Annotated in this window: 21 protein-coding genes; 6 read left to right on the forward strand and 15 right to left on the reverse strand. The window is 43.6% G+C overall.

From position 1 onward, the window contains the following. The first annotated feature begins 5 nt into the window (after positions 1 to 5). Positions 6 to 560, forward strand: coding sequence for a methyltransferase domain-containing protein (locus tag NST40_RS26720; protein WP_081383349.1), 555 nt, complete (start codon positions 6 to 8; stop codon positions 558 to 560). Positions 561 to 741: 181 nt separating this feature from the next. On the opposite strand, the gene NST40_RS26725 is transcribed toward NST40_RS26720, so the two are convergent. After that, the gene (locus NST40_RS26725; RefSeq protein WP_076277170.1) at positions 742 to 1,527 is read right to left on the reverse strand and encodes an RNA methyltransferase; all 786 of its coding nucleotides are present in this window, start codon (positions 1,525 to 1,527) and stop codon (positions 742 to 744) included. Between the two features lie 41 nt (positions 1,528 to 1,568). Next, on the reverse strand, positions 1,569 to 2,228 hold the full coding sequence (locus NST40_RS26730; protein ID WP_036685517.1) for a TrkA family potassium uptake protein: 660 nt from the start codon (positions 2,226 to 2,228) through the stop codon (positions 1,569 to 1,571). A 234-nt stretch (positions 2,229 to 2,462) separates the two neighbouring features. Here NST40_RS26730 and NST40_RS26735 point away from each other — a divergent pair, with 234 nt between their 5' ends. Then, entirely contained in the window at positions 2,463 to 2,699 is a 237-nt protein-coding gene (locus NST40_RS26735; protein ID WP_076130310.1) for a small acid-soluble spore protein SspI, read from the forward strand. Positions 2,700 to 2,799: 100 nt separating this feature from the next. Here NST40_RS26735 and NST40_RS26740 read toward each other — a convergent pair whose 3' ends face one another. From NST40_RS26740 to NST40_RS26800, 13 genes are all read right to left on the reverse strand, one after another. Continuing rightward, positions 2,800 to 4,398, reverse strand: coding sequence for a peptide chain release factor 3 (locus tag NST40_RS26740; RefSeq protein ID WP_076184819.1), 1,599 nt, complete (start codon positions 4,396 to 4,398; stop codon positions 2,800 to 2,802). Between the two features lie 556 nt (positions 4,399 to 4,954). Then, positions 4,955 to 6,505, reverse strand: a complete 1,551-nt coding sequence (zwf, locus tag NST40_RS26745; RefSeq protein ID WP_036685526.1) for a glucose-6-phosphate dehydrogenase — start codon at positions 6,503 to 6,505, stop codon at positions 4,955 to 4,957. Between the two features lie 205 nt (positions 6,506 to 6,710). Beyond that, positions 6,711 to 7,526: a YwmB family TATA-box binding protein gene (locus NST40_RS26750; RefSeq protein ID WP_342410158.1), complete on the reverse strand. Its 816-nt coding sequence runs from the start codon at positions 7,524 to 7,526 to the stop codon at positions 6,711 to 6,713. Positions 7,527 to 7,719: 193 nt separating this feature from the next. Further along, positions 7,720 to 8,373: a response regulator transcription factor gene (locus tag NST40_RS26755; protein ID WP_036685532.1), complete on the reverse strand. Its 654-nt coding sequence runs from the start codon at positions 8,371 to 8,373 to the stop codon at positions 7,720 to 7,722. An 18-nt stretch (positions 8,374 to 8,391) separates the two neighbouring features. Continuing rightward, positions 8,392 to 9,426, reverse strand: a complete 1,035-nt coding sequence (locus NST40_RS26760; RefSeq protein ID WP_341003843.1) for a sensor histidine kinase — start codon at positions 9,424 to 9,426, stop codon at positions 8,392 to 8,394. 31 nt (positions 9,427 to 9,457) lie between these two features. Continuing rightward, positions 9,458 to 10,105 (reverse strand): cell wall-active antibiotics response protein LiaF, encoded by a 648-nt coding sequence (liaF, locus tag NST40_RS26765; RefSeq protein WP_036685537.1) that lies wholly within the window; start codon positions 10,103 to 10,105, stop codon positions 9,458 to 9,460. A gap of 197 nt (positions 10,106 to 10,302) precedes the next feature. Next, the gene (locus NST40_RS26770) at positions 10,303 to 11,007 is read right to left on the reverse strand and encodes a PspA/IM30 family protein (RefSeq protein ID WP_036685540.1); all 705 of its coding nucleotides are present in this window, start codon (positions 11,005 to 11,007) and stop codon (positions 10,303 to 10,305) included. Between the two features lie 3 nt (positions 11,008 to 11,010). Then, positions 11,011 to 11,478 (reverse strand): PspC domain-containing protein, encoded by a 468-nt coding sequence (locus NST40_RS26775; RefSeq protein ID WP_076184838.1) that lies wholly within the window; start codon positions 11,476 to 11,478, stop codon positions 11,011 to 11,013. A 4-nt stretch (positions 11,479 to 11,482) separates the two neighbouring features. Next, positions 11,483 to 12,160 (reverse strand): PspA/IM30 family protein, encoded by a 678-nt coding sequence (locus NST40_RS26780; protein ID WP_036685541.1) that lies wholly within the window; start codon positions 12,158 to 12,160, stop codon positions 11,483 to 11,485. 44 nt (positions 12,161 to 12,204) lie between these two features. After that, on the reverse strand, positions 12,205 to 12,510 hold the full coding sequence (locus NST40_RS26785; RefSeq protein WP_076130307.1) for a hypothetical protein: 306 nt from the start codon (positions 12,508 to 12,510) through the stop codon (positions 12,205 to 12,207). A 269-nt stretch (positions 12,511 to 12,779) separates the two neighbouring features. Next, entirely contained in the window at positions 12,780 to 15,293 is a 2,514-nt protein-coding gene (locus NST40_RS26790; protein WP_342410159.1) for an ABC transporter permease, read from the reverse strand. 22 nt (positions 15,294 to 15,315) lie between these two features. Continuing rightward, positions 15,316 to 16,056 carry an ABC transporter permease gene (locus tag NST40_RS26795; protein WP_342410160.1) on the reverse strand — a complete coding sequence of 247 codons (741 nt, stop codon included), beginning with the start codon at positions 16,054 to 16,056 and terminating at the stop codon, positions 15,316 to 15,318. 129 nt (positions 16,057 to 16,185) lie between these two features. Beyond that, positions 16,186 to 16,851: an ABC transporter ATP-binding protein gene (locus NST40_RS26800; protein ID WP_342410161.1), complete on the reverse strand. Its 666-nt coding sequence runs from the start codon at positions 16,849 to 16,851 to the stop codon at positions 16,186 to 16,188. A 349-nt stretch (positions 16,852 to 17,200) separates the two neighbouring features. On the opposite strand from NST40_RS26800, the gene NST40_RS26805 reads away from it, so the two are divergent. The 4 genes from NST40_RS26805 to NST40_RS26820 all read left to right on the forward strand — a co-directional run bounded on the left by NST40_RS26805 (position 17,201) and on the right by NST40_RS26820 (position 22,250). Beyond that, entirely contained in the window at positions 17,201 to 17,884 is a 684-nt protein-coding gene (locus NST40_RS26805) for a response regulator transcription factor (RefSeq protein ID WP_076184822.1), read from the forward strand. Continuing rightward, positions 17,881 to 18,918, forward strand: a complete 1,038-nt coding sequence (locus NST40_RS26810; protein ID WP_076220300.1) for a HAMP domain-containing sensor histidine kinase — start codon at positions 17,881 to 17,883, stop codon at positions 18,916 to 18,918. Before NST40_RS26805 ends, NST40_RS26810 begins: the two co-directional genes overlap by 4 nt. A 102-nt stretch (positions 18,919 to 19,020) precedes the next feature. After that, positions 19,021 to 19,719: an ABC transporter ATP-binding protein gene (locus NST40_RS26815; protein WP_076184824.1), complete on the forward strand. Its 699-nt coding sequence runs from the start codon at positions 19,021 to 19,023 to the stop codon at positions 19,717 to 19,719. Continuing rightward, positions 19,716 to 22,250, forward strand: a complete 2,535-nt coding sequence (locus tag NST40_RS26820) for an ABC transporter permease (RefSeq protein ID WP_076220301.1) — start codon at positions 19,716 to 19,718, stop codon at positions 22,248 to 22,250. Before NST40_RS26815 ends, NST40_RS26820 begins: the two co-directional genes overlap by 4 nt. Positions 22,251 to 22,264 lie beyond the last annotated feature (14 nt).

The raw sequence follows: 22,264 nt of genomic DNA on the forward strand, positions 1-22,264 counted from the left end.
TGATTATGTCTGAATACTTACTTTTCTTACAAGGCTTCCTCAAAGATCCAAAGCGGGTAGGAAATATTCTACCCAGTTCGCAATTATTAGCCAATAAAATAGTCCAGTCTGTACAATGGCATAATGTAAATGCCGTTGCAGAACTTGGAGCTGGTACAGGTGCTATTACACATCTCATGACATCACAATTAACGAATTCTACAAAAGTGCTTTTGTTTGAGCGGAATAAAAAAATGAGAGAACACTTAAAAGCAATTTATCCTGAATGCATTTTCCATTCCAACGCCAGCTACTTACTCAAGAAATTGAACCAGGAAGGCATCCGTGAGTTAGATTGCATAATTTGCGGATTACCATTTTTTAATTTTTCAATTGAAATGCGTGACAAAATCCTACATCAGATTGTTAAGTCACTTAAACCAGGCGGAATTTTAGTTGCATATCAGCACTCGCTGCACATGAAAAAAAGATGGGCTAAACAACTACTTATTGAGAAAATTGAATTTGTGCCTTACACTTTCCCTCCAACATTCGTATATATTTGTCGTAAAAAAGAATGACAGATGAATATTCGGAAAACAGTAATTTCTAAAGAATGTATAAGTATTGAGAATGGAAATGACCAGCCCAATATGCAGCCAATACTGTTGCAGGATTATAAAAAAGTCCTGATGATCAAGATTATCTTGATCATCAGGACTGGATTTACTGTGAGAAAACTACGTTACAAACGGTGACAATTTATCCCCGCTGTCTCATTCCCTCAAACAGCAAAATCGTCGCCGCCATTGCGGCGTTCAGCGATTCCGCGCGGCCTGCCATCGGGATGATGATACTCTTGTCCACGAGTCGCGCCGTTTCCTGCGAAATGCCTTTGCCTTCGCTGCCGATCAGCAGCCACTGGCTGCCCTGAAAATCGTGCTCATAGCACGATTCTTCGCCCTGCAGCGAAGTGCTCACCAGCAGCGCCCCATTTTCCCGGGCCTGTGGCAAAATCTCACTTAAATCTCCCTCCACCACCGGAAGATGGAACATCGAGCCCATCGTGGACCGGATGGTCTTCGGATTATAGAGGTCGGCACAGCCTTGTCCGAGGATCACTCCGTCTGCTCCCGCTGCATCCGCACTGCGGATGATGGTGCCGACATTGCCGGGATCCTGCACGCCGTCCAGCACAACCACAAGGCTATCCTTCTTCGCTAGGATAGCTTCTACAGCCTGCTGTTCCTTCCGCACGATGGCGAACACCGGCTGCGGCGTATTGGTGCTGCTGCATTTTGAGATGATCGCCGCCGAAACGCCAATCACTTCCATTCCCTGAACGGCCTGAAGCAGCCCCTTAAGTTCAGCAGGCATTCCTTTGTCGAGGTCATAAGCAAGGCATTCCACATCTGCTTCAGCCAGCAGTGCTTCTTGAACCAGATGAACGCCCTCTACGATATATTTACGAGCCTTGTCACGATGCTTTTTCTCCTGTAACCCGGCCCACTCTTTAACCCGCGTATTTTGCGGAGACATGATTTCCATAAAGTCTTCCTTTCTTCTGCCTTGCCATTTATTCTTTGTTCCTACTGATACGCCATCTCCAGCTTCGTCAAATTATCCTTATGCCCAACAATAACAAGGATATCGCCATCGATCAGGCGATCCTCTGCACGGGGAGAGATGTTCATTTCTTCACCTTGGCGGATGGCCATTACGTTGCAGCCAAATCTTGCGCGGATGTCGAGCTCCTGTAGATTTTTTCCGAGCATCGGTCCGGATACCTTCATATCCAGAATACTGTAGTCCGGCGACAGCTCAATATAATCCAATATATTAGGCGAAGCAAGATGATGCGCAACCCGCATTCCCATATCCCGTTCAGGATAAATCACCTTGTCCGCACCAATTTTGCTTAATACTTTGCCGTGCAGTTCACCTTTGGCTTTTGCCAGAATTGCAGGCACACCCAGGTCTTTTAGGATAAGTGTTGTCAGGATGCTAGCTTGTATGTCCTCGCCAATGGCTACAACCACCACATCAAAATTGCGAATACCAAGGGCACGCAGCGCCTCCTCATCCGTGGAATCTGCAGATACGGCATGAGTTACAATACTTGAAATTTCCTGTGTTCGCTGCTCGTCAGCATCAATCGCAAGTACATCAAACCCCATGCCGCTGAGCGCCTTAGCAACACTAGATCCGAAACGCCCCATACCGATGACGGCATATTGTTTTTTGGCCATGTCTATGTACCTCCCGTAGCATTCTATATCTCAAACAGTATAGCATAAGCCAAGAAGAAACGTCATTGCCGTCCTTATGGATGACAACCGTTTCTCGTAGGAATATAAGGATGATATATATGTGTCAAACTTATACTATCTTATATTTGGACAAAAACTTGAATTTCCAGCACCTTTGCAGGGCACATTATAACGAGGTCAATATCACTATATTTTCAAAAAAGGAGGTACATTATGCCCGTTACCATTGACTTGCGCCAGGCGATTATTCATAAAGTGCACGGTCAATCTGAAGAGGATTTACGTCATATGATTGAAGGCTCTGTGGATGGTCCGGAGGCAGCACTCCCGGGACTTGGCGCCGTGTTCGAAATGATCTGGAAGGATTTAGATCCCGCTAAGCAAGATAGGTTGGTTACCATGCTACATGATCACCTGGAGACTATTACCCCTGGGGATATCACATCGTAAACTGACCGCAACTAGTCAAAAACCTCCGCTCACCATGGTGTAACTTCACCTATGGAGGCGGAGGTTTTATTATTACATTCAGAAAGTTATAGCGTCCTAATTATAGTAATGCTTTTGGAGCCATTTCCAGGAATTTAGCTGTCGGGTTCTTATCCATCGCTGTCCGCATAGCATATTCGTTCTCGAACAACACGACAAAATTGCCCTTCTTATCCGTCACCAACGTTGAGTTGATTCTGAATTTGCTCGCATCCGGCTTAGTTTCATCTACGATCCAACGTGCAAACTGGTACGGCATTCTCTGCAACTGAACATCCACACCATATTCACCCTTCATGCGGTACTCAAACACTTCAAACTGCAGTTGTCCAACTACGCCAAGCAAAATATCGTCAAAGTTGACCGTGCGGAACACCTGGATCATGCCCTCTTCAGTCAGCTGATCGACACCCTTCTGGAACTGCTTCGATTTCAATGCATTTTTAATACTCACTTTAGCAAAAATCTCTGGTGAGAACGTTGGCAGCTCATCGAATTCCATATCTCCTGCTTGGCTCAAGGTATCACCAATTCTAAAAATACCTGGATCAAACAGACCGATGATATCTCCCGGATAAGCTTCCTCTACGATATCGCGGTCCTGCGCCAAAAATTGCTGTGGTTGCGCCAGCTTGATATCTTTACCGGCACGTACATGCTTCACGCTCATACCCCGTTCGAATTTCCCGGACACAATACGCAGGAAAGCAATCCGGTCACGGTGAGCCGGGTTCATGTTCGCTTGAATTTTGAACACATAACCAGTGAATTTCTCATTCGTTGGTTCTACTACCCCTATAGTACTGCGGCGTGGTTCAGGCTTCGGTGCCAGATCCAAGAAATTATCGAGGAAAGTCTGTACGCCAAAATTGTTGATCGCACTGCCAAAGAACACAGGTGTGAGTTCACCACTTAATACTTTTTCATAGTCAAAAGCATCGCCTGCTACATCCAGCAGCTCCAGATCCTGACACAGTTGATCATGCAGATACTCTCCAGCCATTTCACGAATGATTGGATCACGGTATCCGTCAACCTTTTGAACCTTGATTACGGAATGATCGTCACCTTGGAATAGCTCTACCTGATTTTTCATCCGATCATATACCCCGCATAGCTCACGTCCACTACCGATCGGCCAGTTCATTGGCACAGAACGAATACCAAGAACCTGCTCCAGCTCTTCCATCAGATCAAACGGGCTACGTCCTTCACGGTCCAGCTTGTTAATAAAGGTGAAGATCGGTATGCCCCGTTTAGCACATACCTGAAACAGTTTAGTGGTTTGAGCTTCCACACCTTTTGCCACGTCAATAAGCATGACCGCACTATCCGCTGCAGTTAGGGTACGGTAGGTGTCCTCACTGAAGTCTTGGTGACCCGGTGTATCCAAAATGTTCACGCGATGATTCAAATAATCAAACTGCATCACGGAAGACGTTACAGAAATCCCCCGCTGCTTCTCAATTTCCATCCAGTCACTCGTCGCATGTTTATTCGCTTTACGGGCCTTAACCGTTCCCGCCAGACGGATCGCGCCACCGAATAACAGCAGTTTCTCCGTTAAAGTTGTTTTCCCCGCATCCGGGTGGGAAATGATCGCAAAGGTTCTGCGTCTATCCACTTCCTTTTGCAGCTTCTGATCTATTGCTTTGTTCATTACACATATCCCTTCATATATAAAATTCCTGCTTCTGCTTCAATTACACTGGGGTTCATCAAATCGGTGCTCTGCTCATTGTTCATACCCCTTCATTTCTGAATGAATAGCTCTTAGGTCTAGCTCCAGTCCGCTTCAAGTGAAAGCATCCTCTAAAGTATATCAAAATCCGGCAGACATTATCTACTAAAAAGCGCGTGCCGCAAAATATCTCCCAAATGGTCTGGATTATGATCCCCACATATCATCGCTCAAGAAAATAGATGTATTTCCTACACTTACTTGAAGTATTAGCATTTTCATTAGCCTTTAGTTGCATTTGATGCAATTAAAAATAAGTTGTGCACGTTTTTCCGCCTTATGCGGTGATTATAGTTGCAGAAAATACATCTAAAAGACTAATCACAACGAGATAAGCGATTTTAATTGTACAAAGTGCAGTTATTAGAACAGTGCCCAGATTCCCCGAACACCGTCTGAAGTCCAATCTTTTAGATCTTAGCATTACAAAAAATCTCCCTGCATCCTCTGCAGGGAGATAGCATTAACTCAAGGTTTAGTTATTCTTCAGCCAAACCACATTATCTTCATCTTGGCCGTTTACAGGCCACCAATGGAAACCTTCTTTAGCAAGCAGTTCATCTGCTTCCACTGGACCCCAAGAGCCAGCAGGATAAGAAGATAAGTCGCTAGACTCTTCGCTCCATGCTTTCGCAATACGATCCACGAATGACCATGCCGAGGATACCTCATCCCAACGAGTGAAATAAGTGGAATCGCCGCGTGCGGCATCATGTAGCAAGCGCTCATATGCTTCAGGAGAATTGATTCCAACCAGGCAGCTCTGACAGAAGTCCATAGCCAGCGGTTGAATCTCAGACTCTGAACCCGGTTTCTTGGCATTAATCTTTACATAAATGCCTTCCATTGGGTTCACACGGATTACAAGGAGGTTAGGCTCAAGTTTATGCTTTTGTCCCAAATAAACGTTGGTTGGCATACCTTTGAACTCAACTACCACTTCCGTCGTCTTCACTGGGAGACGTTTACCTGTACGGATGTAGAAAGGAACTCCAGCCCAGCGGAAGTTATCTACAAATACACGGGCAGCAAAATACGTCTCTGTATTCGACTCAGGGTCAACCTTATCTTCCTGACGGTAAGCAGGAAGGGTTTTGCCTTGGTGTAAGCCTTGAATATATTGTGCTCTTACGACATTCTCACGCACCTCATCAGATGTCGCATAAGGACGAAGGGAACGAAGTACCTTCACTTTCTCATCACGAATATCTTCTGCGAGCAGACGGCTTGGTGGTTCCATAGCAATCATAGTCAGCAGTTGCAGTATATGATTCTGGCCCATGTCCCGTAAGGCTCCCGCATGGTCATAGTAACCACCGCGTTCTTCTACACCTACGGTTTCGCCAAGTGTAATTTGAATATTGGCAATATGTTTATTATTCCAGAGCGGTTCGAAAAAAGCATTAGCAAAACGAATCACTTCGATATTCTGTACCATTTCTTTACCAAGATAGTGGTCAATCCGGTAAATTTCCTCTTCTTTGAAGACCTGACGAATCTGTTCGTTCAGCTGTTCAGCCGACTCCAGATTATAACCAAAAGGCTTCTCAATTACGAGGCGATTCCAACCCGTACTATCCAGCATCCCGCCAGCTTTAAGATTGAAGGAGACACTGCCGAACAATTCAGGCGCCAGCGCAAGATAGAACATCCGATTGCCCGGAATACTGAATTTCTCTTCAAGAACTTCAGTTTGTGCTCTTAACTCGCGGAAACCATCAATATTGTTAATGTCCAGAGATTTGTATTCGAAATGCTGAACAAACTCATTCCATTCGCTTTCTTCTCCCGCTTTGTAACGGCAGAATTCAAGGATGGATTCCTTCACATCACTTCTAAATTCTTCCTGAGTACGCGGGCGCCGCGCCACGCCAATTACCGCAAAATCTTGTGCCAGCTTACCTTCACGGTACAAGCTGTAAATCGCCGGGAAAAGCTTACGCCGGGCTAAGTCTCCGGTTGCCCCAAAGATAAAAAAGACAGCACCGGGTGTGTGCAGTGCATCAAGGGTTTGATTTTCAGCCATGGCTCCTCATCTTTCTGTATGTAATATAGTTTATTGACATGCTCAGCGTCGGTACTAACATAAGGTGAATAACGACGTTATGTCATTTTAGCATATTCCTAAAAAGGATGCTATCACATTCCTGACAAATACTCTCGGGATTTCGCAAATTTCAATTAATATTTCTTATTATTAACTATATCTGCGCTTATATAAGAGAAAATTGTCAATATTCGATGGTTATTAAAGGAAAGCCTATAGTTACGCGGTTTGTCCCCTTCTGATCTTCATGATGCACTGCGATTTGGGCAGAAACTGACTGATTTCCACTCATCACGAAGCGATTCAAATTAGGAATCGAATACGTACGGCTAACCGTTGAGATATCCTTGTAGCTTTCTCCTCCGGTCACAGCTTCAAACCGGTCATGCATCAATGACTCCGTCTGTGCTAGAACTTTTTCAGGTGCTCCCTGTTCTTGCGCGCTTCCTTGAAGGGATACATTCCATTCCGCCTTAATTTTATTCTGTTCAAGAATCATACTTACTTCACGAGCAGCCGCTTGAAAGCTGGCTTCATTTTGCAGATCAGCCGCTTCTAACGTTACAATCACATAACTGTTGCCTTCGCTAAGCTCACTCCAAAATAAGGAGAGCCGCGATTCATATGGTTTTACAGCTTCTGTACGATACGTCATATGTCCCTCTTCCTCAGTACCTGACGGTACATTCAATCCGAGACTTGTGCTTAGCTTAGCAACTTCGGCAGACAGATCCGCGTAATTGCTGCTTTCTCCCTGCCACTTTAACACTAAACGCAGCGGTGAATCAGAAACGGTTGTTTCTTTTCCGAGATCAATTAAGCTCACAAGAGCATGATTCAGTTCGGCTCCTGTTGAAGCTTGGTTATCGCCCTCATCAAGAACGGGTGAATTCGCTTTAACACTTTGCAGATTAACTAGCAGAGCCGCAGCGCAGCACACGATTATCATTATAAAAAAAGTCCCTTTTTTTGTTCCGTTGTTCAGCTTCATCTTCCGCATATGTCATTCTCCCTTCGAACCTCTCTAGCAATCTACTAGACAGTATGTTCGAATTAGGAGATTCTATACCTGAAATATCCCCACCAAGTGAGGGTTTATACTTCGATGCGTACTCAAGTACTTTGCGGGAGCCCCAAAACACACTTTCTTGTACAATAAAAAGGACTGAAGCAGAGGCTTCAGTCCTTTATTGTTATTCAGCTAGTCCATTTTTATATGCATAAATTGCTGCTTGGGTCCGGTCTTCCACGCCCAGCTTCGCGAGAATATTCGTCACATGAAATTTCACAGTTTTGATTCCAATAATTAGTTGATCGGCAATATCCTGATTGGATTTACCTTGCGCCAACAGACGTAATACTTCCATCTCGCGCTCCGTAAGCTCTTTATAAGCAGGTGATTCTCCTTTTGCATTGTTTCTAAAACGGTTCATCATTTTAGAGGCCACCTGTGACTCAAGCACGGACTGTCCTCTTGCCGCAGCGCGGATCGCATCCGCCACTTCACTAGCCCGCGAAGTCTTCAGCAGGTAACTAAAGGCGCCCGCTTCAATAACAGGATACATCTTTTCATCGTCCAAATAGCTTGTAAGAACAATAACTTTGATCTCTGGGTACTGCTTCATCAGCTGTTTAGTCGTTTCTATGCCATCCATCCCATCCATTACGAGATCCATTAAGACCACATCGGGATTGTACTCCTGAGCCAGCCGAATGCCTTCTTCTCCACTTCCAGCTTCACCTACGACCTCAATTCCATCCTCGGTACCTAAAACAGCTGCTAGTCCGATCCGTACCATTTCATGATCATCTACGAGTAGTACTTTAATTGCTTCCTCCATCTCCATGGTTACTCTTTCCTCCTATTATTCATTGACTAACGGAACGGTAATCTCAATACGCATCCCTTTACCCGGAGCGGTAATGAACTGAATGGAGCCTCCGATTTCATTAATCCGCTCCTGCATGTTCGACAAACCATAGGAAGCTTGTTTGGTGTCGTCCATCTCAAAGCCGATCCCATCATCACGCAACGTCAAGCGAACTGTATCTCCCCGTCTATGCAGCCGGATTTCCATTTTTTCTGCCTTCGCATGACGAAGTGTATTAGAAATCGCCTCTTGGACGATACGGAACAAGTGATTCTCTACCCCTTTTAACAGCTGCACATCAGGGTCCATTTCAAATACAATTTCGATTGGAACCTTGATCTTAAGCTCCTTGATCAATTCCTGCAGACCTTGTTCGAGGCCCTTTCCTTCCAAATAAACAGGTCTCAAATGCAGCAGCAATGCCCTCATCTCCGATTGGGCTACGGCAGACATTTCTTCTATAAGCGCAATTTGCCGCTGGGCTTTATCGAAATCTTTCTCCAAGGTCCGGCCTACCGCCGTGGCAGTCATGGAGATTGCAAATAGCTGCTGGGAAACAGCGTCGTGCAGTTCACGCGCAAGCCGCTGCCGTTCCTCCATAATAGCAGATACCCGCGCCTGCTCCGCAAGCTTCGCGTTATTCGTGGACAACCGCTGCAGCGTCGTCACTTGATTCTCCCATTTGCCGCTAATCCGGCCAAGCTGTTCTCCGAGCCTTCCCAGCTCATCATCACCTAGATCCGGCATGGACAGCGTCAAATTCCCCTTTTCCCATAATACGAGGGTCTGCCTAAGACGTTCCAACTGCCGCTTCACACGAAAGCTCTGATAAAAGCCATAACCAATCCCAAAGCCCATAGGCAGAAGAATTAGAGTGACGGCTGTCCGCACGCCAAATTTCCAGCTTTCAAAAGACTTCAAATAGCCATATGTATACATGACATACATTATCACAAGCAGCATGACCAAAGAGAACAGAGCCCCCTCACCCATGCTGCGTGATATCATGTTTTTGTTCTTTTTTTCCATGCGGGGGACTCTCCCTTCTCTATCAAGCTTTTCAGGATAATCGTACATCTAGATCTCCCATTAAATAAGAAACACTAAATTTCACTTTGTATTCACTGCTGTCATAATTAGCTGATTTCCAATTCAGACGGTTCAACATCCCTGTATCTCGCTGGTTGCCGAATTCAATGGACCCAAAGAGCACAAAAGCTTCAATTTCCACGCCGTAATCATCGGACAGGTTAATGTCCATATCGCCAAAAATCCCTTGAAACAGCATGACCGTTTCCTTATGATCCGCCATAGCTAATGAAAGATCCACATCGGCCTCACCCAGTACATGCCAAGAGCTAAGGCTGTGCATCACCCAAGGTGAGCGGTCCCAGTCAAATCTGGATGAAAAGTTCTGCTTCTGCATAAACCCTTCCTTACGCTGTACTCTTTTGGATTTGGTAAAAAACATCCCAAGTGAGATTAAACAAATCCCCAGCACGAGCACCAAATGGTCCAGCAAAAGCAATACAGCACCTATCCCGAGCAGTTTATAGCCCTGCTTTACTTTGCCTGATGTCGTACGGTAGACTCCCAGCAGCAGGAACAGAAGCGCGACAATGGAGAAAAAGCCGAGCCATCTACCAAAAATCATCATGCAGCCAACAGCAATCAGTCCGATGGCAATCAAACGGTTTCGTTTATCCATTTCGCACCTCCTAAAAGTTTTGCGAAGCAAAACTCATTTTATACTATCGGTTAGATATCCGTCACTATGATGAGGAATATTATCACCGTTAAATATTATAGCTAGCCGCTATAAAAGCCATATCGGTATGGAGATCCATACCGTATGGCTTCTTCTTGTCCAGCATATCATATCCGTCCAAGTTTTAGGAACAGGATTTATTGTTCTTTTTTGTTTAGAGAAGGAGCCGCGGGTGTATCATTCAGCTTGTTTTTCAGTAGTGCCAATTGCTCATCCACTTTCAGTTGCTTCTCAACATCAACGGGTTTGCTATAAGCAGCGGATGGGCTGTAAGGTGCACGCATTACATCTGCTTCAGCCTCAAGCTGCATAATTTTCTCTTCCATCCGGTGGAATCCGAGTGATGCACTGCCACTTTCAATGGAATGTACGCTGCTGATTTGCGACATTTGTTTTTTAGCTTTAGCCATTTGAGCACGGGATACAAGCTCGTTACGTTTGTTGCGCAGCTTGTAGAACTCATCCTTCATGTCATGCAGTTGTTGCACTAATTCCTTAGCGTGTACTTCAGCTTGTGCGTGAAGATCACTGTACTCCACTTGCTTTTGGTCAAAGTAGATTTTTTCTTCCAACAGCTTGCGAGTTACTTCTTCTTGGCCATTTTTCAGTGCCAGTTCAGCTTGTGATCCACGTTGTGCAGACATTTTTGCTGCTTCTTCCACACGTTGCTTCATACGGCGTTCGTTAGCCATTTGTTTAGCAACTGTTACTTCTGCTTCGTGAATTTCAGCCTCCATATCGCGCAGATATTGGTTAAGCATTACGATTGGGTCCTCTACCTTATCCAACAAGTCATTTACCGACGCTTTTGTCATATCTTTAATTCTTTGAAATACTCCCATGATTTACAATTCCCCTTTCTCATATTTAGACAGTTTTTGTTTGAGTTCTTCTACTTCTTTTTGCAAAGCCTTCTTCTCAATATCCTTCATCATCGCATCCAAACCGGAGTCCGGTGCGGAATAAGCGTTGTTCTTCTCAAAATTAGGATTGTAATTTGGCTGGCGTCCATAAGGTCCATATCCGCCAGTAGCTTGTGGTCCGTGTCCATGTTCCGGTCTGCCTGAGTAGGGTCCGCCGAATGGGCCACCCGGTGCCCCAGGCCCTGGTCCAAATGGATTATAATGCGTCGGTTCCTTAGGAATGACCATTGCTGCAATGAAGTATACCGGAATCACCGCACCACCTGTAAACGGAATGCTGACCAGTAATAGAATCCGGAATAACGTGGAATCAATACCGAGTGTCTCAGATAATCCACCTGCAAGACCCGTCATCACTTTATCTCTTGTTGAACGATACAATCGACTCATAGCGCTACTCCTTTCCACCATTGTTCAGTTTCTCCTTTAGGCGAGCCATTTCTCTTTCGAGTACGGTCGCTACGGTCTCACCCGCTTGCACCGCATATTCCTGTCCCATGCGCCGCAAATCACGCAAGCTCTTTGCTTCTAATTCCCAATCCGACATCTGATCTTCCAGACGTCCGAACATTTTGGGAACATCACCACCATTGCCATAAGCACTGGCTCTTTGATTCATCCGTTGCTGCAATCGCAGCGACTCCATTCGTGCCGAATAATACTGACGTTTGCTGTACACCGTTTGATACTCTATTTTCAGCTCATTCAGCTGTGCTTCAAGTTCAAACAAGGATTGCTTGCTCTGTTCTAGCAGCCCGCTATATTGCTCCAGTTTTTCCTCGTGAATGATCTTTTCTTGTAAAGCCAGCTTCGCGAGATGATCCTCGCCTGCTTTCAGTGCCAACAACGCCTGCTCTTCACGTTTGTTTCTCATGGCAGTTGCTTGGTTCACTTGCTGCTGCAATTGCTTCGTGTGGGAAGCATATTGCTGGTACAGCCTTTCAGCTTCACTGATTTCCTCACGGGTTGAATGTAGAAATTGATCAATTAGTTTCACGGGATCTTGGCTTTGCTCCAGACGTTCGTTTAGATTAGCTACAGTAATATCCCTCATGCGACGAAAAACACTCATGATCTCCTGCTCCCTCCCTGCTTCTTGTTTAAGTACATTGCTTCTTAATAAGTACCCTTGTTACTTCTGCCCTTTAATGCTGATACGCCCCAGACGATCAACGCCACTCCTAGAAGTGGTCCAATGATCCAGGAAAGCTTCGCGATCAGGGACATCACACCAATGAACATCAGTACCCAACCAATAATCTTGCGTCCGCTCTTAATCCCGTAGTACCCGAGAACAACCAGCAATACCGGGAAAAGTAATCTGAACATTCCGTGGATCAGAGGAAGCGCAATGCCGAGCAGCATAACCGCACCAATCACAATCAGTACAACCGCTAATCCGTTTCCTTGTCTTCTTTGCATTTTTTCTCACCGCCTTTCGTTGTCCTTAACCTTATAGCCTTATTCTAGGGTAAATCGCAGACTTTCAAAACAGACCAACGACGGTTTTTCGTACTGGACCTTAGTCGAGGTAGCTGTACGACTACAGACCACTGTTGGGCTAGTTGTAGCTCATAACCAACCTTTGCACATATAAATGGGAATGCACCCATCAAAAATTAAAAGGACACCACCCTATATAGGTGATGCCCTTTTGAACTTTCCTTTAGGGTTAACTATGCGGCTCTTTATCAAAAAACCTCGCTCCGTAATCTTTCAATAATAGTCTTCTTAGATATGCTGTGGTAACACAAAACGGGTACTACAATAGAGATCAGCATAAAGGGGATTATACTAAGTAAAATAGGGGTTAATGTAAAAGTCCAAGTAAAATAATCAAGTTCTGCTCCCATTGCGGGTACTAGGGTAGTATTTGCCAAGCTTCCTAGCACAATCGAAAACATCAGCCCTAGGAAGGCATACCCGCCCCCCTCAAAGATAAGCATTTCTTTTACCTGCTTATCCGTCATGGCTATTGATTGCAGCATGGCAATTTCTCGGTTTCTGGTTAAAATAGAAGTTTGCATGGAATTTATGAAATTCAGAATCCCAATAACACCTAGCAGAATACAAAATGCACCTCCTACCACCTCATACATAAAGATTAAACTACGAAAGGTTTCTCTAGAAGTATTCTTCGAATAGAAATCCAATCCGGTATCCGTATGTAAGCAATAGTCCTCCAGCCATTTTTCTGTCTGAGTTAAATGTTCATCATCTACGTTAAAGATTGTATACATTGGCAGCATAGAATCTGCATGGGCAGGCAGTTCATCCGAAGGCAACAAATACTCTAATCCTATATCATAATATGCCACTGAGTGAATAGCTCCCGGAAAATCAACAATGGCAAGCACTTCATATTCCTTTTCCTTTCCGTTTCCAAAACTCACTTTAACTTTATCTCCCGGATGATAAATGCTGCTTGTACCATCTAGGAATTTCTTACAGTTAGTAACATAGATTCCCTCTCCGTTCTCCCAGCGTTTTTGATCCAAAGCTCCTTCCTTTACTTGAATCATCTGTGCCGGCCACTCACTGAAACCAAATATATTCACTATTGATCTCCGTTTCACCATTTCCTGAGAACTCAGAAATTCCTCTTGGTCCCTTTCATTCATCAAGCCGACTTCTCTTTTCAGCGCAGACATTGCCTGATCACTTAAATTTTGTGTTAAAGGGAGTACATAAACATTACCGCTATTTTCAAGCCCGTCCAATGACTCTACTTGTTTTATGAACTCATTGCTTACACCGGAAGTATCAAATGGAGGCGAATTATTTATGATCGAAGTATCAGCAACCGTAAAGTCCGAAACAGACTGAAACTCAATGAACTTATTAAAATCAAAAGAATGCACAAGACCATAAGTACTATTAAGAATAACCAAACTAAGTGTAAAAGAAAGCGTGACGATGATCACTTTTCGGGGGTTCCTCTTTAAATTAGCCATTGCTAGACGAACGGATGTTATTGGTTGAGCTTTTTTCTTTTTTCTTCTTAGTTCTCCCGCCTGTTTTCCTTCAACATAACTTAGAGCTTCTATTGGAGAAACCCTTGATGCAACCTTTGCTGGCCCTAAGCAACTTAATAACACTGTGCAGAGGCTGAATATAGCGGCAATAGCAAAAATAAGCGGGTGTACACTTGTTACGACGCGCATATCTTCACCAAAAATATCGATAATAGCCGGAACAAGAAAACGACCGATCGTCCAACCTATCACTAGTCCAAAAGGAATACCGATACAAGCAAGATATATTGCCTTATAACGAACCATTCTTTTGATTTGTTTTGAGGTTGTCCCAATGACTTTTAATAAACCATAAGATTTAATTTCTTGTGCAATTGAAATATAGAATATATTGTAGATTAACAAATATCCAGCTAAGGAAATCACTGTGATTACAAGGAAACCTAGAAGTATATTTTGAGGTTCAGATCCTAGAATATCATAAGAAGCGTTAACAGTTATTTGACCATCAAAATCACTTCTGCTGGCAAGTTGTTCAGATTTCGTTTCAATATCCCACGTATTCGAAAACCAAAATTGACTGTTGATATAGCCTGAGTACACATTGGGACGGTTGTTCCATGGTTCAGTTGCCACAGGAGCTATTAAATCTGCATATTCACGAGAAAGCCAAATATTTTGACGCCAAGAGAGCGGATTTCCATCCCAAATTCCACAAACGGTAAAGGTATCTGTTATTGTTTTTTTATCTGTTTTGAAGGTTAATGAAATGGATTGACCTAATGTATGGGGAAGACCCAGCGCATCCAATACCAAGGTGCTTACACTTATGTCCTTCTTTTGCTGTGGCATGTTTCCAAGCTGTGGTAAGCTATACGCCCATTTTGCATACTTTTCCTCACCATACCTCACTTCTGTAGGTAACTTAGAAAAGGCAGCCCCCTGTGCATCACCGATAAGAACCGAATAGGAGATGTCCTTAATCATTGAATCTGAAGAGACTCTTTTATACTCAGGTATAGACATTTGATGAAATCCACCATGAGCATTGCTCCCTGCGATTCTCATCTTGTTATCTTTCATTGACTCTAACAAACTCCCTGCAATAGTAAATACACTGGTGAACATAATCGCAGCCAAGGCTATTGCCAGAATAGCAAAATAATTTTTGCTAGATTTAAGAGAGCGCTTTGCCAACTTTTTCATAGTTTTTCCACTATTGTGTTTCAAAGTTCCCACCTCCCTTGCATTATTATTCTGCTTGTCTTAGCTGTTCAATAACACTTGAACGGGAAATAGATTTGTACAACAAACCAGGAAATATTGAACAGATCAACAAGACAACCCCCGAATATATGATTAAAGAGGTAACCGGATATCTAAACACTCCATAGCCTATATATTCATGCAATATATTAAAGACCAGATAACTAATGCCACTACCCACTATTAATGTAAGAACAAAAGCAATTAGAGCAAACCAGATTCCTTCAAAGGTGATCAGCCATTTAATCTGCTTCTTCGTCGCGCCAATAGATGCTAGAACAGCAAACTCCTGTTTTCTGGATACAATGCTTACTAATATAGTGTTAATAAAATTCAAAACACCGATGCTGCTTAAAATGATAATGATAACAATAGAAAGATTGGAAAAAGACTGCTTTAAGTCAGCAAACGCTTTTGCCTGTTCAATTTTTGAGGTGCGTGAAATGCTGCTGTCTCCGCTTGTAAGGAGTTTAACCTCATTCAACACATCCTGTTCTTTTCCTTTTTGCGCATTAATCTTAATAGAGTAAATCACAGCATCAGAATGATATTTGTTGATAACATTATTTGACACAATTAGCCATGGAGCAGCACCACTATTCATAGCATCACGTTCAAACGTCATTTGACCGCCAATTTTCACCTTATAGCTCTTGTTGTTGTTAATTACCGTAAAGGGTATCTGTACACCTATTGGAATGCCATTCCCATTAATATCAGTTACCAATGCTATCTTCCCTTTGGAAAAGTCGCTTAAATTAATCGGGTTCTTGCAGTACGGTTATACTCCTCCAGTTTTTTTATCATCAATGCCGATCAACGGATGAAGAATGATTTCTATACATTTTTTCCCTCTCTAATCCACGATTTTCCCATCCTCCATACGGAGAATCCGATCAGCACGCAAGGAAATTTCGTTGTTATGTGTAATCATAATGATTGTTTGATTTAGTTGGTGACTAGTCATTTCCAGCAGCTTGATTACCTCTTCACTTGTTTGACTATCCAAATTTCCAGTGGGCTCATCGGCAAGGATAATAGCGGGCTTCATCGCTAAAGCCCTTGCAATTGCTACACGCTGTTGTTGGCCCCCAGACAAATTGTTGGGTAAATTATTCAGCTTCTCCTTCAGTCCTAACATCCTTACAATGATGTTCACATACTCCTTATCCACCTTGTTTCCATCAAGTTCAATCGGCAGAACGATATTCTCGTAGACATTAAGTATCGGCATTAGATTATAATTTTGAAAAATGAACCCGATATTTTTACGTCTAAAAATCGTAAGCTGATCACTGTTCATCTTTGACAGTTCTTTCCCATTCACTTCTACGGTGCCAGAGTTAGGATTATCAAGGCCCCCGAGCATATGCAGTAGCGTAGACTTACCGCTGCCGGAAGTCCCAACGATAGCCACAAATTCACCTTGCTCCACACTCATTGTTATGCCATCCAACGCTTTGACAGGGTTTGGTTCACTACCGTAATACTTTCTCAAGTCGTTAGCTTTTAATATACTCATGTACAACCCCTCTATTTCTTTAGAATATCTGATTCTTCATGTGTCATACCGTCGTGAAATTTCTTGCAATACCAATAACTAGAATAAATAGTGTATACTTCGACATTTTTTTCCAAGATCCACTTTATTCCATTAATTTACTATTTTATATAAAAAAATTCGTTTACAATGTTTTTTTTGAGGACTATACTAACTATTTGTTCTAGAAAATTACATTTAATATACAATAAAACATTTTTAAAGATTATAAAGAAAAGTCCACTTTCAACTGTCTACTAAATAAAAATCTCGCTTTCGAATAAATCCCGAGAATGTATAATGATCAAATAAGAAACAAAGGAGAATTACTATGAACATACTGATCGTTGAGGACGACCGTAGTTTAAATAAAGGGATCGCTCTCACTCTTTCTCAAAACAATGTCATGATCCATCAAGCCTACGATATTGCCGCGGCGGAGCATATTTTCGCAGTTAACCCTATTGATCTCATCATTCTGGACATCAATCTGCCAGACGGCAGTGGACTGGATTATTGCGAGCAACTTCGCAAGACCTCACGCGTACCCATTATTTTCCTAACCGCCAATGATATGGAGTCCGACATTATCACCGGTTTTGCATTGGGGGGCGATGACTATATCACTAAACCATTCAGCCTAATGGTGCTTCGCGCCAGAGTAATGGCAGTGCTCAGAAGAACGGAATCACTAGGGACTGGAAAAATAACATTGGGTCCCTTAGAACTCGATTTTGAGAAACTGGAGTACAGCAAAAATAAACAATCGCTCCAGCTGAGCAAAACTGAGCAAAAACTGCTGCGGCTGCTGGTGACGAATACGGGCAATATTTTGACCCGAGAACAGCTGATAGACAAGATCTGGAGCAAGGATGCCGAATTTGTGGATGAAAACGCATTGACAGTAGCCATCAAACGGCTGCGTGCTAAACTTGAGGATGACCCGGCAGCACCCAGATATATCAAGACCATTTACGGACTTGGATACATGTGGACTGAAGGGCAAAAACCATGAAAACCAATAGCCCACCTGCTAATTTCAAGCAAATTCATAGGCTCTTTTTACTGATCATCCTTATACTAGTGGCCTGTTTTATCGGCAGTATAATGTTTCTGTACGGGTTCGACCCCACTCTGCTCCAACTGACTTCTCTATTTATCATCTGTATATTAGCGACAGGAGCCGTATGGGTCTGGTTATGGAACCGCCAGATCGCAATCTATATACAGACCTTGGATACTGCGATTGAACGGGCTATACATGACCTGCCGCCACTCACTAACTATGAAGAAACCGCTCTGTCTTCGATGGAACATAAACTAAAGCGGTATATAGGGATGGCTAAGGCGAATGAACGAAATATCCAAACAGAGAAAAACAAAATAAAAGAGCTGATCTCGGATATCTCCCATCAAACCAAGACCCCCCTCTCTAATATCATGGTATTCAGTCAGTTGCTCGAAGAGATGCCCGGACTAAATGAGAATGTCCGGCACTACATACAGCATATTAAAGCGCAGTCAGATAAGTTGGATTGGCTGATTCAGTCTCTAATCAAATTATCACGTTTGGAAACAGGAATGATCTCCCTACAGCAGATTGAGGCGAAACCGCTCATACAAACTCTGACGCAGGCTTTATCCCAGATTTATGCACAAGCGGAAAACAAACAAATTACGATCAATATTGACTGCGGGACACACATCTTAGCCTGCCACGATGTCAAATGGACAAGTGAAGCACTATTCAACCTGCTCGAGAATGCTGTGAAGTACACACCGCATAACGGACAAATTTCCGTTCTTGCTGAAAGCAACGAGATGTTCACCTGTCTCCACCTTACCGATACTGGACTTGGAATCTCCAGCGAAGAAATCCCTCACATCTTTAAGCGGTTTTACCGAGGAAAGCAAGCGCGTGAATTCGAGGGGGTCGGCATCGGGTTGTTTTTATCCAGAGAGATTATCACGGCGCAAGGCGGCCATATCAACGTCATTTCTGAAACTGGAAAAGGTACAACTTTCTCTGTTTACCTGCCCCAGCGCTGAAATAGAATGTGTCATTATGGTCAGAATTCAGACACTCTCCTGTCAGATTGATTTGCTACCCTTAAATCATGGACAAACAGATCTCATTGGAGGGGAAGAGTTATGCCGATTCTACAGACTGAAAATTTAAAAAAACACTATGGAAAGGTTGGCGCAAGCGTTAAGGCTTTGGACGGTATATCACTGTCAGTGGATAAAGGGGAGTTTGTCGCCATTGTCGGCACTAGCGGCAGCGGCAAAAGCACCCTTCTTCATATGCTTGGTGGATTAGATCGGGCAACAGAGGGCAAGGTTTACGTGGACGGGAATGATATTTTTGCGATGAGTGATGAGAAGCTGACCATTTTTCGGCGCAGATCGGTGGGGTTTGTTTTTCAGAACTACAATTTGGTACCCATACTAAATGTGCGGGAGAATATTGTGCTGCCTATTGAACTGGACGGTGGCAAAATTGACGAAACTTATCTTGATCTAATCATCCGCACTTTAGGCTTGCAGGAAAAGATGAATACTCTACCTTCTAATCTGTCTGGCGGACAGCAGCAACGGGTGGCAATAGCCAGAGCATTGGCGACCAAACCTTCAATCATCTTAGCAGATGAACCTACAGGTAATCTGGACAGCAAAACAAGCCAAGAAGTGCTGATTTTACTTAAACAGATGAGTGAAAAATTCAACCAAACCATTGTGATGATCACACACAATGAACAAATTGCTCAAACTGCTGACCGTATTATCCGTATTGAAGATGGCGTCATTTTCACTGGACAACTCCGTAGCTCCGGAGTGAGCCAGCCATGATCAGCACGAATAACCATAAGACCATTGCTACTTTAGCCAAAAAAAGCCTCAAAGCCAACCGTGCTCGCAATTTCACTATCATCTGTGCCATCGTACTGACTACGCTTTTGATCACCAGCGTGTTTACCTTGGCGCTCAGTATTAACAAATCGATGCAACGCGCACAAATGCAGACTACCGGCAGCGATTATCATGGAAGCTTCAAATATCTGAATCCTGCCGAGTTGGAGAAGCTGAAGAATCAACCATCCATCAAAGAATATGGCGTCTTCCTTAAGGTTGGCGATATAAGCACCAGTCTGTTCAAGAATCACCGGGTAGAGGTCCTTCGAATTGACGAGAATTATGCCAAACATGGATTTATCAACTTTATAGCTGGCGGACTGCCCTCCCAAGAGAATGAAATCGTCCTAAATACTTGGGCGCTTGACTTGCTAGGAGCAAAACATGAGTTAGGCCAGACTGTGAAGCTGGATATAGACATTGGTGAAAAAGTCATAAGCCAAGACTTTAAGCTCTCCGGATATTACGAAACCGATCAAAATTTGGCGATGTCAGGATTGGCTTTTGTATCCGAAGCATTTACACAGAAGAACATTTCCCATATTGACCCGGACATCTCTGAGGCAACGGGTTCTTATGTGAACACCGCAGGTCTAGGGGTGATGTTTAATAATTCTTATAATATTGAACAGAAGGTACAAAAGATTTTGACGGACACCGGCCTGGATGTACCTTATGGTGTCAATCCGGCTTATACGAGTGTTTCTCTCTCCGATAATCTAATGAATATCATTCCTTATGCAGTTGTCATTCTTATCACCATGCTGAGCGGCTATTTACTAATCTACAATATCTTTTTTATTTCCGTCGTGCGGGATGTCAAATTTTACGGGCTGCTAAAGACCATCGGTACCACACCCCGACAACTGAAAAAGATCATCTCCATTCAGGCCCGCTCACTTTATCTCGTCGCATTGCCTTTTGGATTGGGGTTCGGGTATCTGCTAGGTCTGCTGATTCTCCCTATGGCCTCCTCATTTTTAAACGGCTCTACTGATAATGTCTATTCTGCTAGCCCGTGGATATTTATTGGTGCAGCAGCATTCTCGTTTATGACAGTATGGATCGCCGCAAGCAAACCGGGCCGGATGGCTTCGCGAACCTCGCCGGTAGAGGCTGTAAAATTTGCCGGAGTCAGCAGCGGTGGAAAACGGAATGCCAAAAAATCAAAACATGGTGCAAAACTTCACAACATGGCGTTCTCCAACCTGTTCAGAAGCAAAAAGAAGCTGATCCTGATGCTCTCTTCACTCTCCTTGAGTATCATCTTGTTCAGTACCATTTTCACAGTAATCTCCTCACTGGATGTGAATAAATATCTGCGTGCCTTTATCTCCGGTGATTTTGTGGTTCAGAATGAAGTGCTAGTCAGTATTACAGGGCCTCGAGACGGTGATCCATATAAGCTTTCAGAGGAATTCGCCAACAATCTAAGTAAAATTGACGGTGTAGAAACTGTTGATAAGGTTTACCACAGATATGTTCCATCTCCTGTCGATGATGCTGTCCGGGCTATTTTGGAGCCAATGGCAGCTGCTGACCCACATCCTTATCTTCTCTCCACTTTAGATAAGGTGGGGATGGTCTACAATCATTTATATGGATTAGATCCGGGCTGGTATGATCTTGTGGACAAGGATATTATTGAAGGGGAGTTTAACAGGCAGAAGTTTGCTTCAGGAAAATATGCGGTCATATCTGAGGCCATGTTTATAGAAGAAGATAGCTACCGCACCTATTATCATCCTGGAGATACAGTCACTTTCGAGAAGTCGGATAAATCTTATGAAGTGATGGCAGTAGTAAAACATGATGCAGTATATGCTGCCACAACAAAATCTTACTCTATGTTAGGTTACAACATCTTCCTCCCTGCTTCGGAGCTGCAGAAGGAAATGCCGAAGGGTACAGATCCAGCCAATATCGTTTCAGCCACATTACATGTCGATCCGACTAAGCTGGACCAGGTAGAACAAGTGGTCAAAGCATTAACAGATTCGACGGATGAATTAACTTTAAAATCAAGAGAGGATTACAAGGATGAGCTCGGTGGATTCATTCGCATTTTTCAAACCGTCGGGTATGGGCTTAGCCTGGTCATTGCTCTAATTGGGGTGCTGAATTATATCAACACTGTACTCACCGGGGTAGTCTCCCGCCGGAATGAACTTGCCATGCTGGAGAGTATTGGCATGACCAAAAAGCAGCTAAAACGTATGCTGATCCTTGAAGGATTCTACACCGTTTTGCTAACCGTCCTCATAACCTCAACATTAGGTGTATTGCTGACCTATAACCTTTCCAAAAGCATCACGGAAAATATGGCCTTTATGGTATTTCAGATGAGTTGGCTGCCGTTTATCCTCACCGTTCCTATTTTGTTAATTCTCGCTTACACAGTGACACTGAGAGCCTATAAAACGTTATCCCAAGCATCCATTGTGGAACGGCTGAGAGAAGCCGAGTAATGTAAGACACACCT

The sequence above is a fragment of the Paenibacillus sp. FSL R10-2778 genome (genome assembly GCF_038593035.1).
Lineage (GTDB): Bacteria > Bacillota > Bacilli > Paenibacillales > Paenibacillaceae > Paenibacillus_AQ > Paenibacillus_AQ odorifer.

Bases quoted from the DNA above. Each gene is read 5' to 3' on its own strand.
- NST40_RS26720 (WP_081383349.1), top strand. From the start codon at position 6: ATGTCTGAATACTTACTTTTCTTACAAGGCTTCCTCAAAGATCCAAAG.
- NST40_RS26725 (WP_076277170.1), bottom strand. From the start codon at position 1,527: ATGGAAATCATGTCTCCGCAAAATACGCGGGTTAAAGAGTGGGCCGGG.
- NST40_RS26730 (WP_036685517.1), bottom strand. From the start codon at position 2,228: ATGGCCAAAAAACAATATGCCGTCATCGGTATGGGGCGTTTCGGATCT.
- NST40_RS26735 (WP_076130310.1), top strand. From the start codon at position 2,463: ATGCCCGTTACCATTGACTTGCGCCAGGCGATTATTCATAAAGTGCAC.
- NST40_RS26740 (WP_076184819.1), bottom strand. From the start codon at position 4,398: ATGAACAAAGCAATAGATCAGAAGCTGCAAAAGGAAGTGGATAGACGC.
- zwf (WP_036685526.1), bottom strand. From the start codon at position 6,505: ATGGCTGAAAATCAAACCCTTGATGCACTGCACACACCCGGTGCTGTC.
- NST40_RS26750 (WP_342410158.1), bottom strand. From the start codon at position 7,526: ATGCGGAAGATGAAGCTGAACAACGGAACAAAAAAAGGGACTTTTTTT.
- NST40_RS26755 (WP_036685532.1), bottom strand. From the start codon at position 8,373: ATGGAGATGGAGGAAGCAATTAAAGTACTACTCGTAGATGATCATGAA.
- NST40_RS26760 (WP_341003843.1), bottom strand. From the start codon at position 9,426: ATGGAAAAAAAGAACAAAAACATGATATCACGCAGCATGGGTGAGGGG.
- liaF (WP_036685537.1), bottom strand. From the start codon at position 10,105: ATGGATAAACGAAACCGTTTGATTGCCATCGGACTGATTGCTGTTGGC.
- NST40_RS26770 (WP_036685540.1), bottom strand. From the start codon at position 11,007: ATGGGAGTATTTCAAAGAATTAAAGATATGACAAAAGCGTCGGTAAAT.
- NST40_RS26775 (WP_076184838.1), bottom strand. From the start codon at position 11,478: ATGAGTCGATTGTATCGTTCAACAAGAGATAAAGTGATGACGGGTCTT.
- NST40_RS26780 (WP_036685541.1), bottom strand. From the start codon at position 12,160: ATGAGTGTTTTTCGTCGCATGAGGGATATTACTGTAGCTAATCTAAAC.
- NST40_RS26785 (WP_076130307.1), bottom strand. From the start codon at position 12,510: ATGCAAAGAAGACAAGGAAACGGATTAGCGGTTGTACTGATTGTGATT.
- NST40_RS26800 (WP_342410161.1), bottom strand. From the start codon at position 16,851: ATGAGTATATTAAAAGCTAACGACTTGAGAAAGTATTACGGTAGTGAA.
- NST40_RS26805 (WP_076184822.1), top strand. From the start codon at position 17,201: ATGAACATACTGATCGTTGAGGACGACCGTAGTTTAAATAAAGGGATC.
- NST40_RS26810 (WP_076220300.1), top strand. From the start codon at position 17,881: ATGAAAACCAATAGCCCACCTGCTAATTTCAAGCAAATTCATAGGCTC.
- NST40_RS26815 (WP_076184824.1), top strand. From the start codon at position 19,021: ATGCCGATTCTACAGACTGAAAATTTAAAAAAACACTATGGAAAGGTT.
- NST40_RS26820 (WP_076220301.1), top strand. From the start codon at position 19,716: ATGATCAGCACGAATAACCATAAGACCATTGCTACTTTAGCCAAAAAA.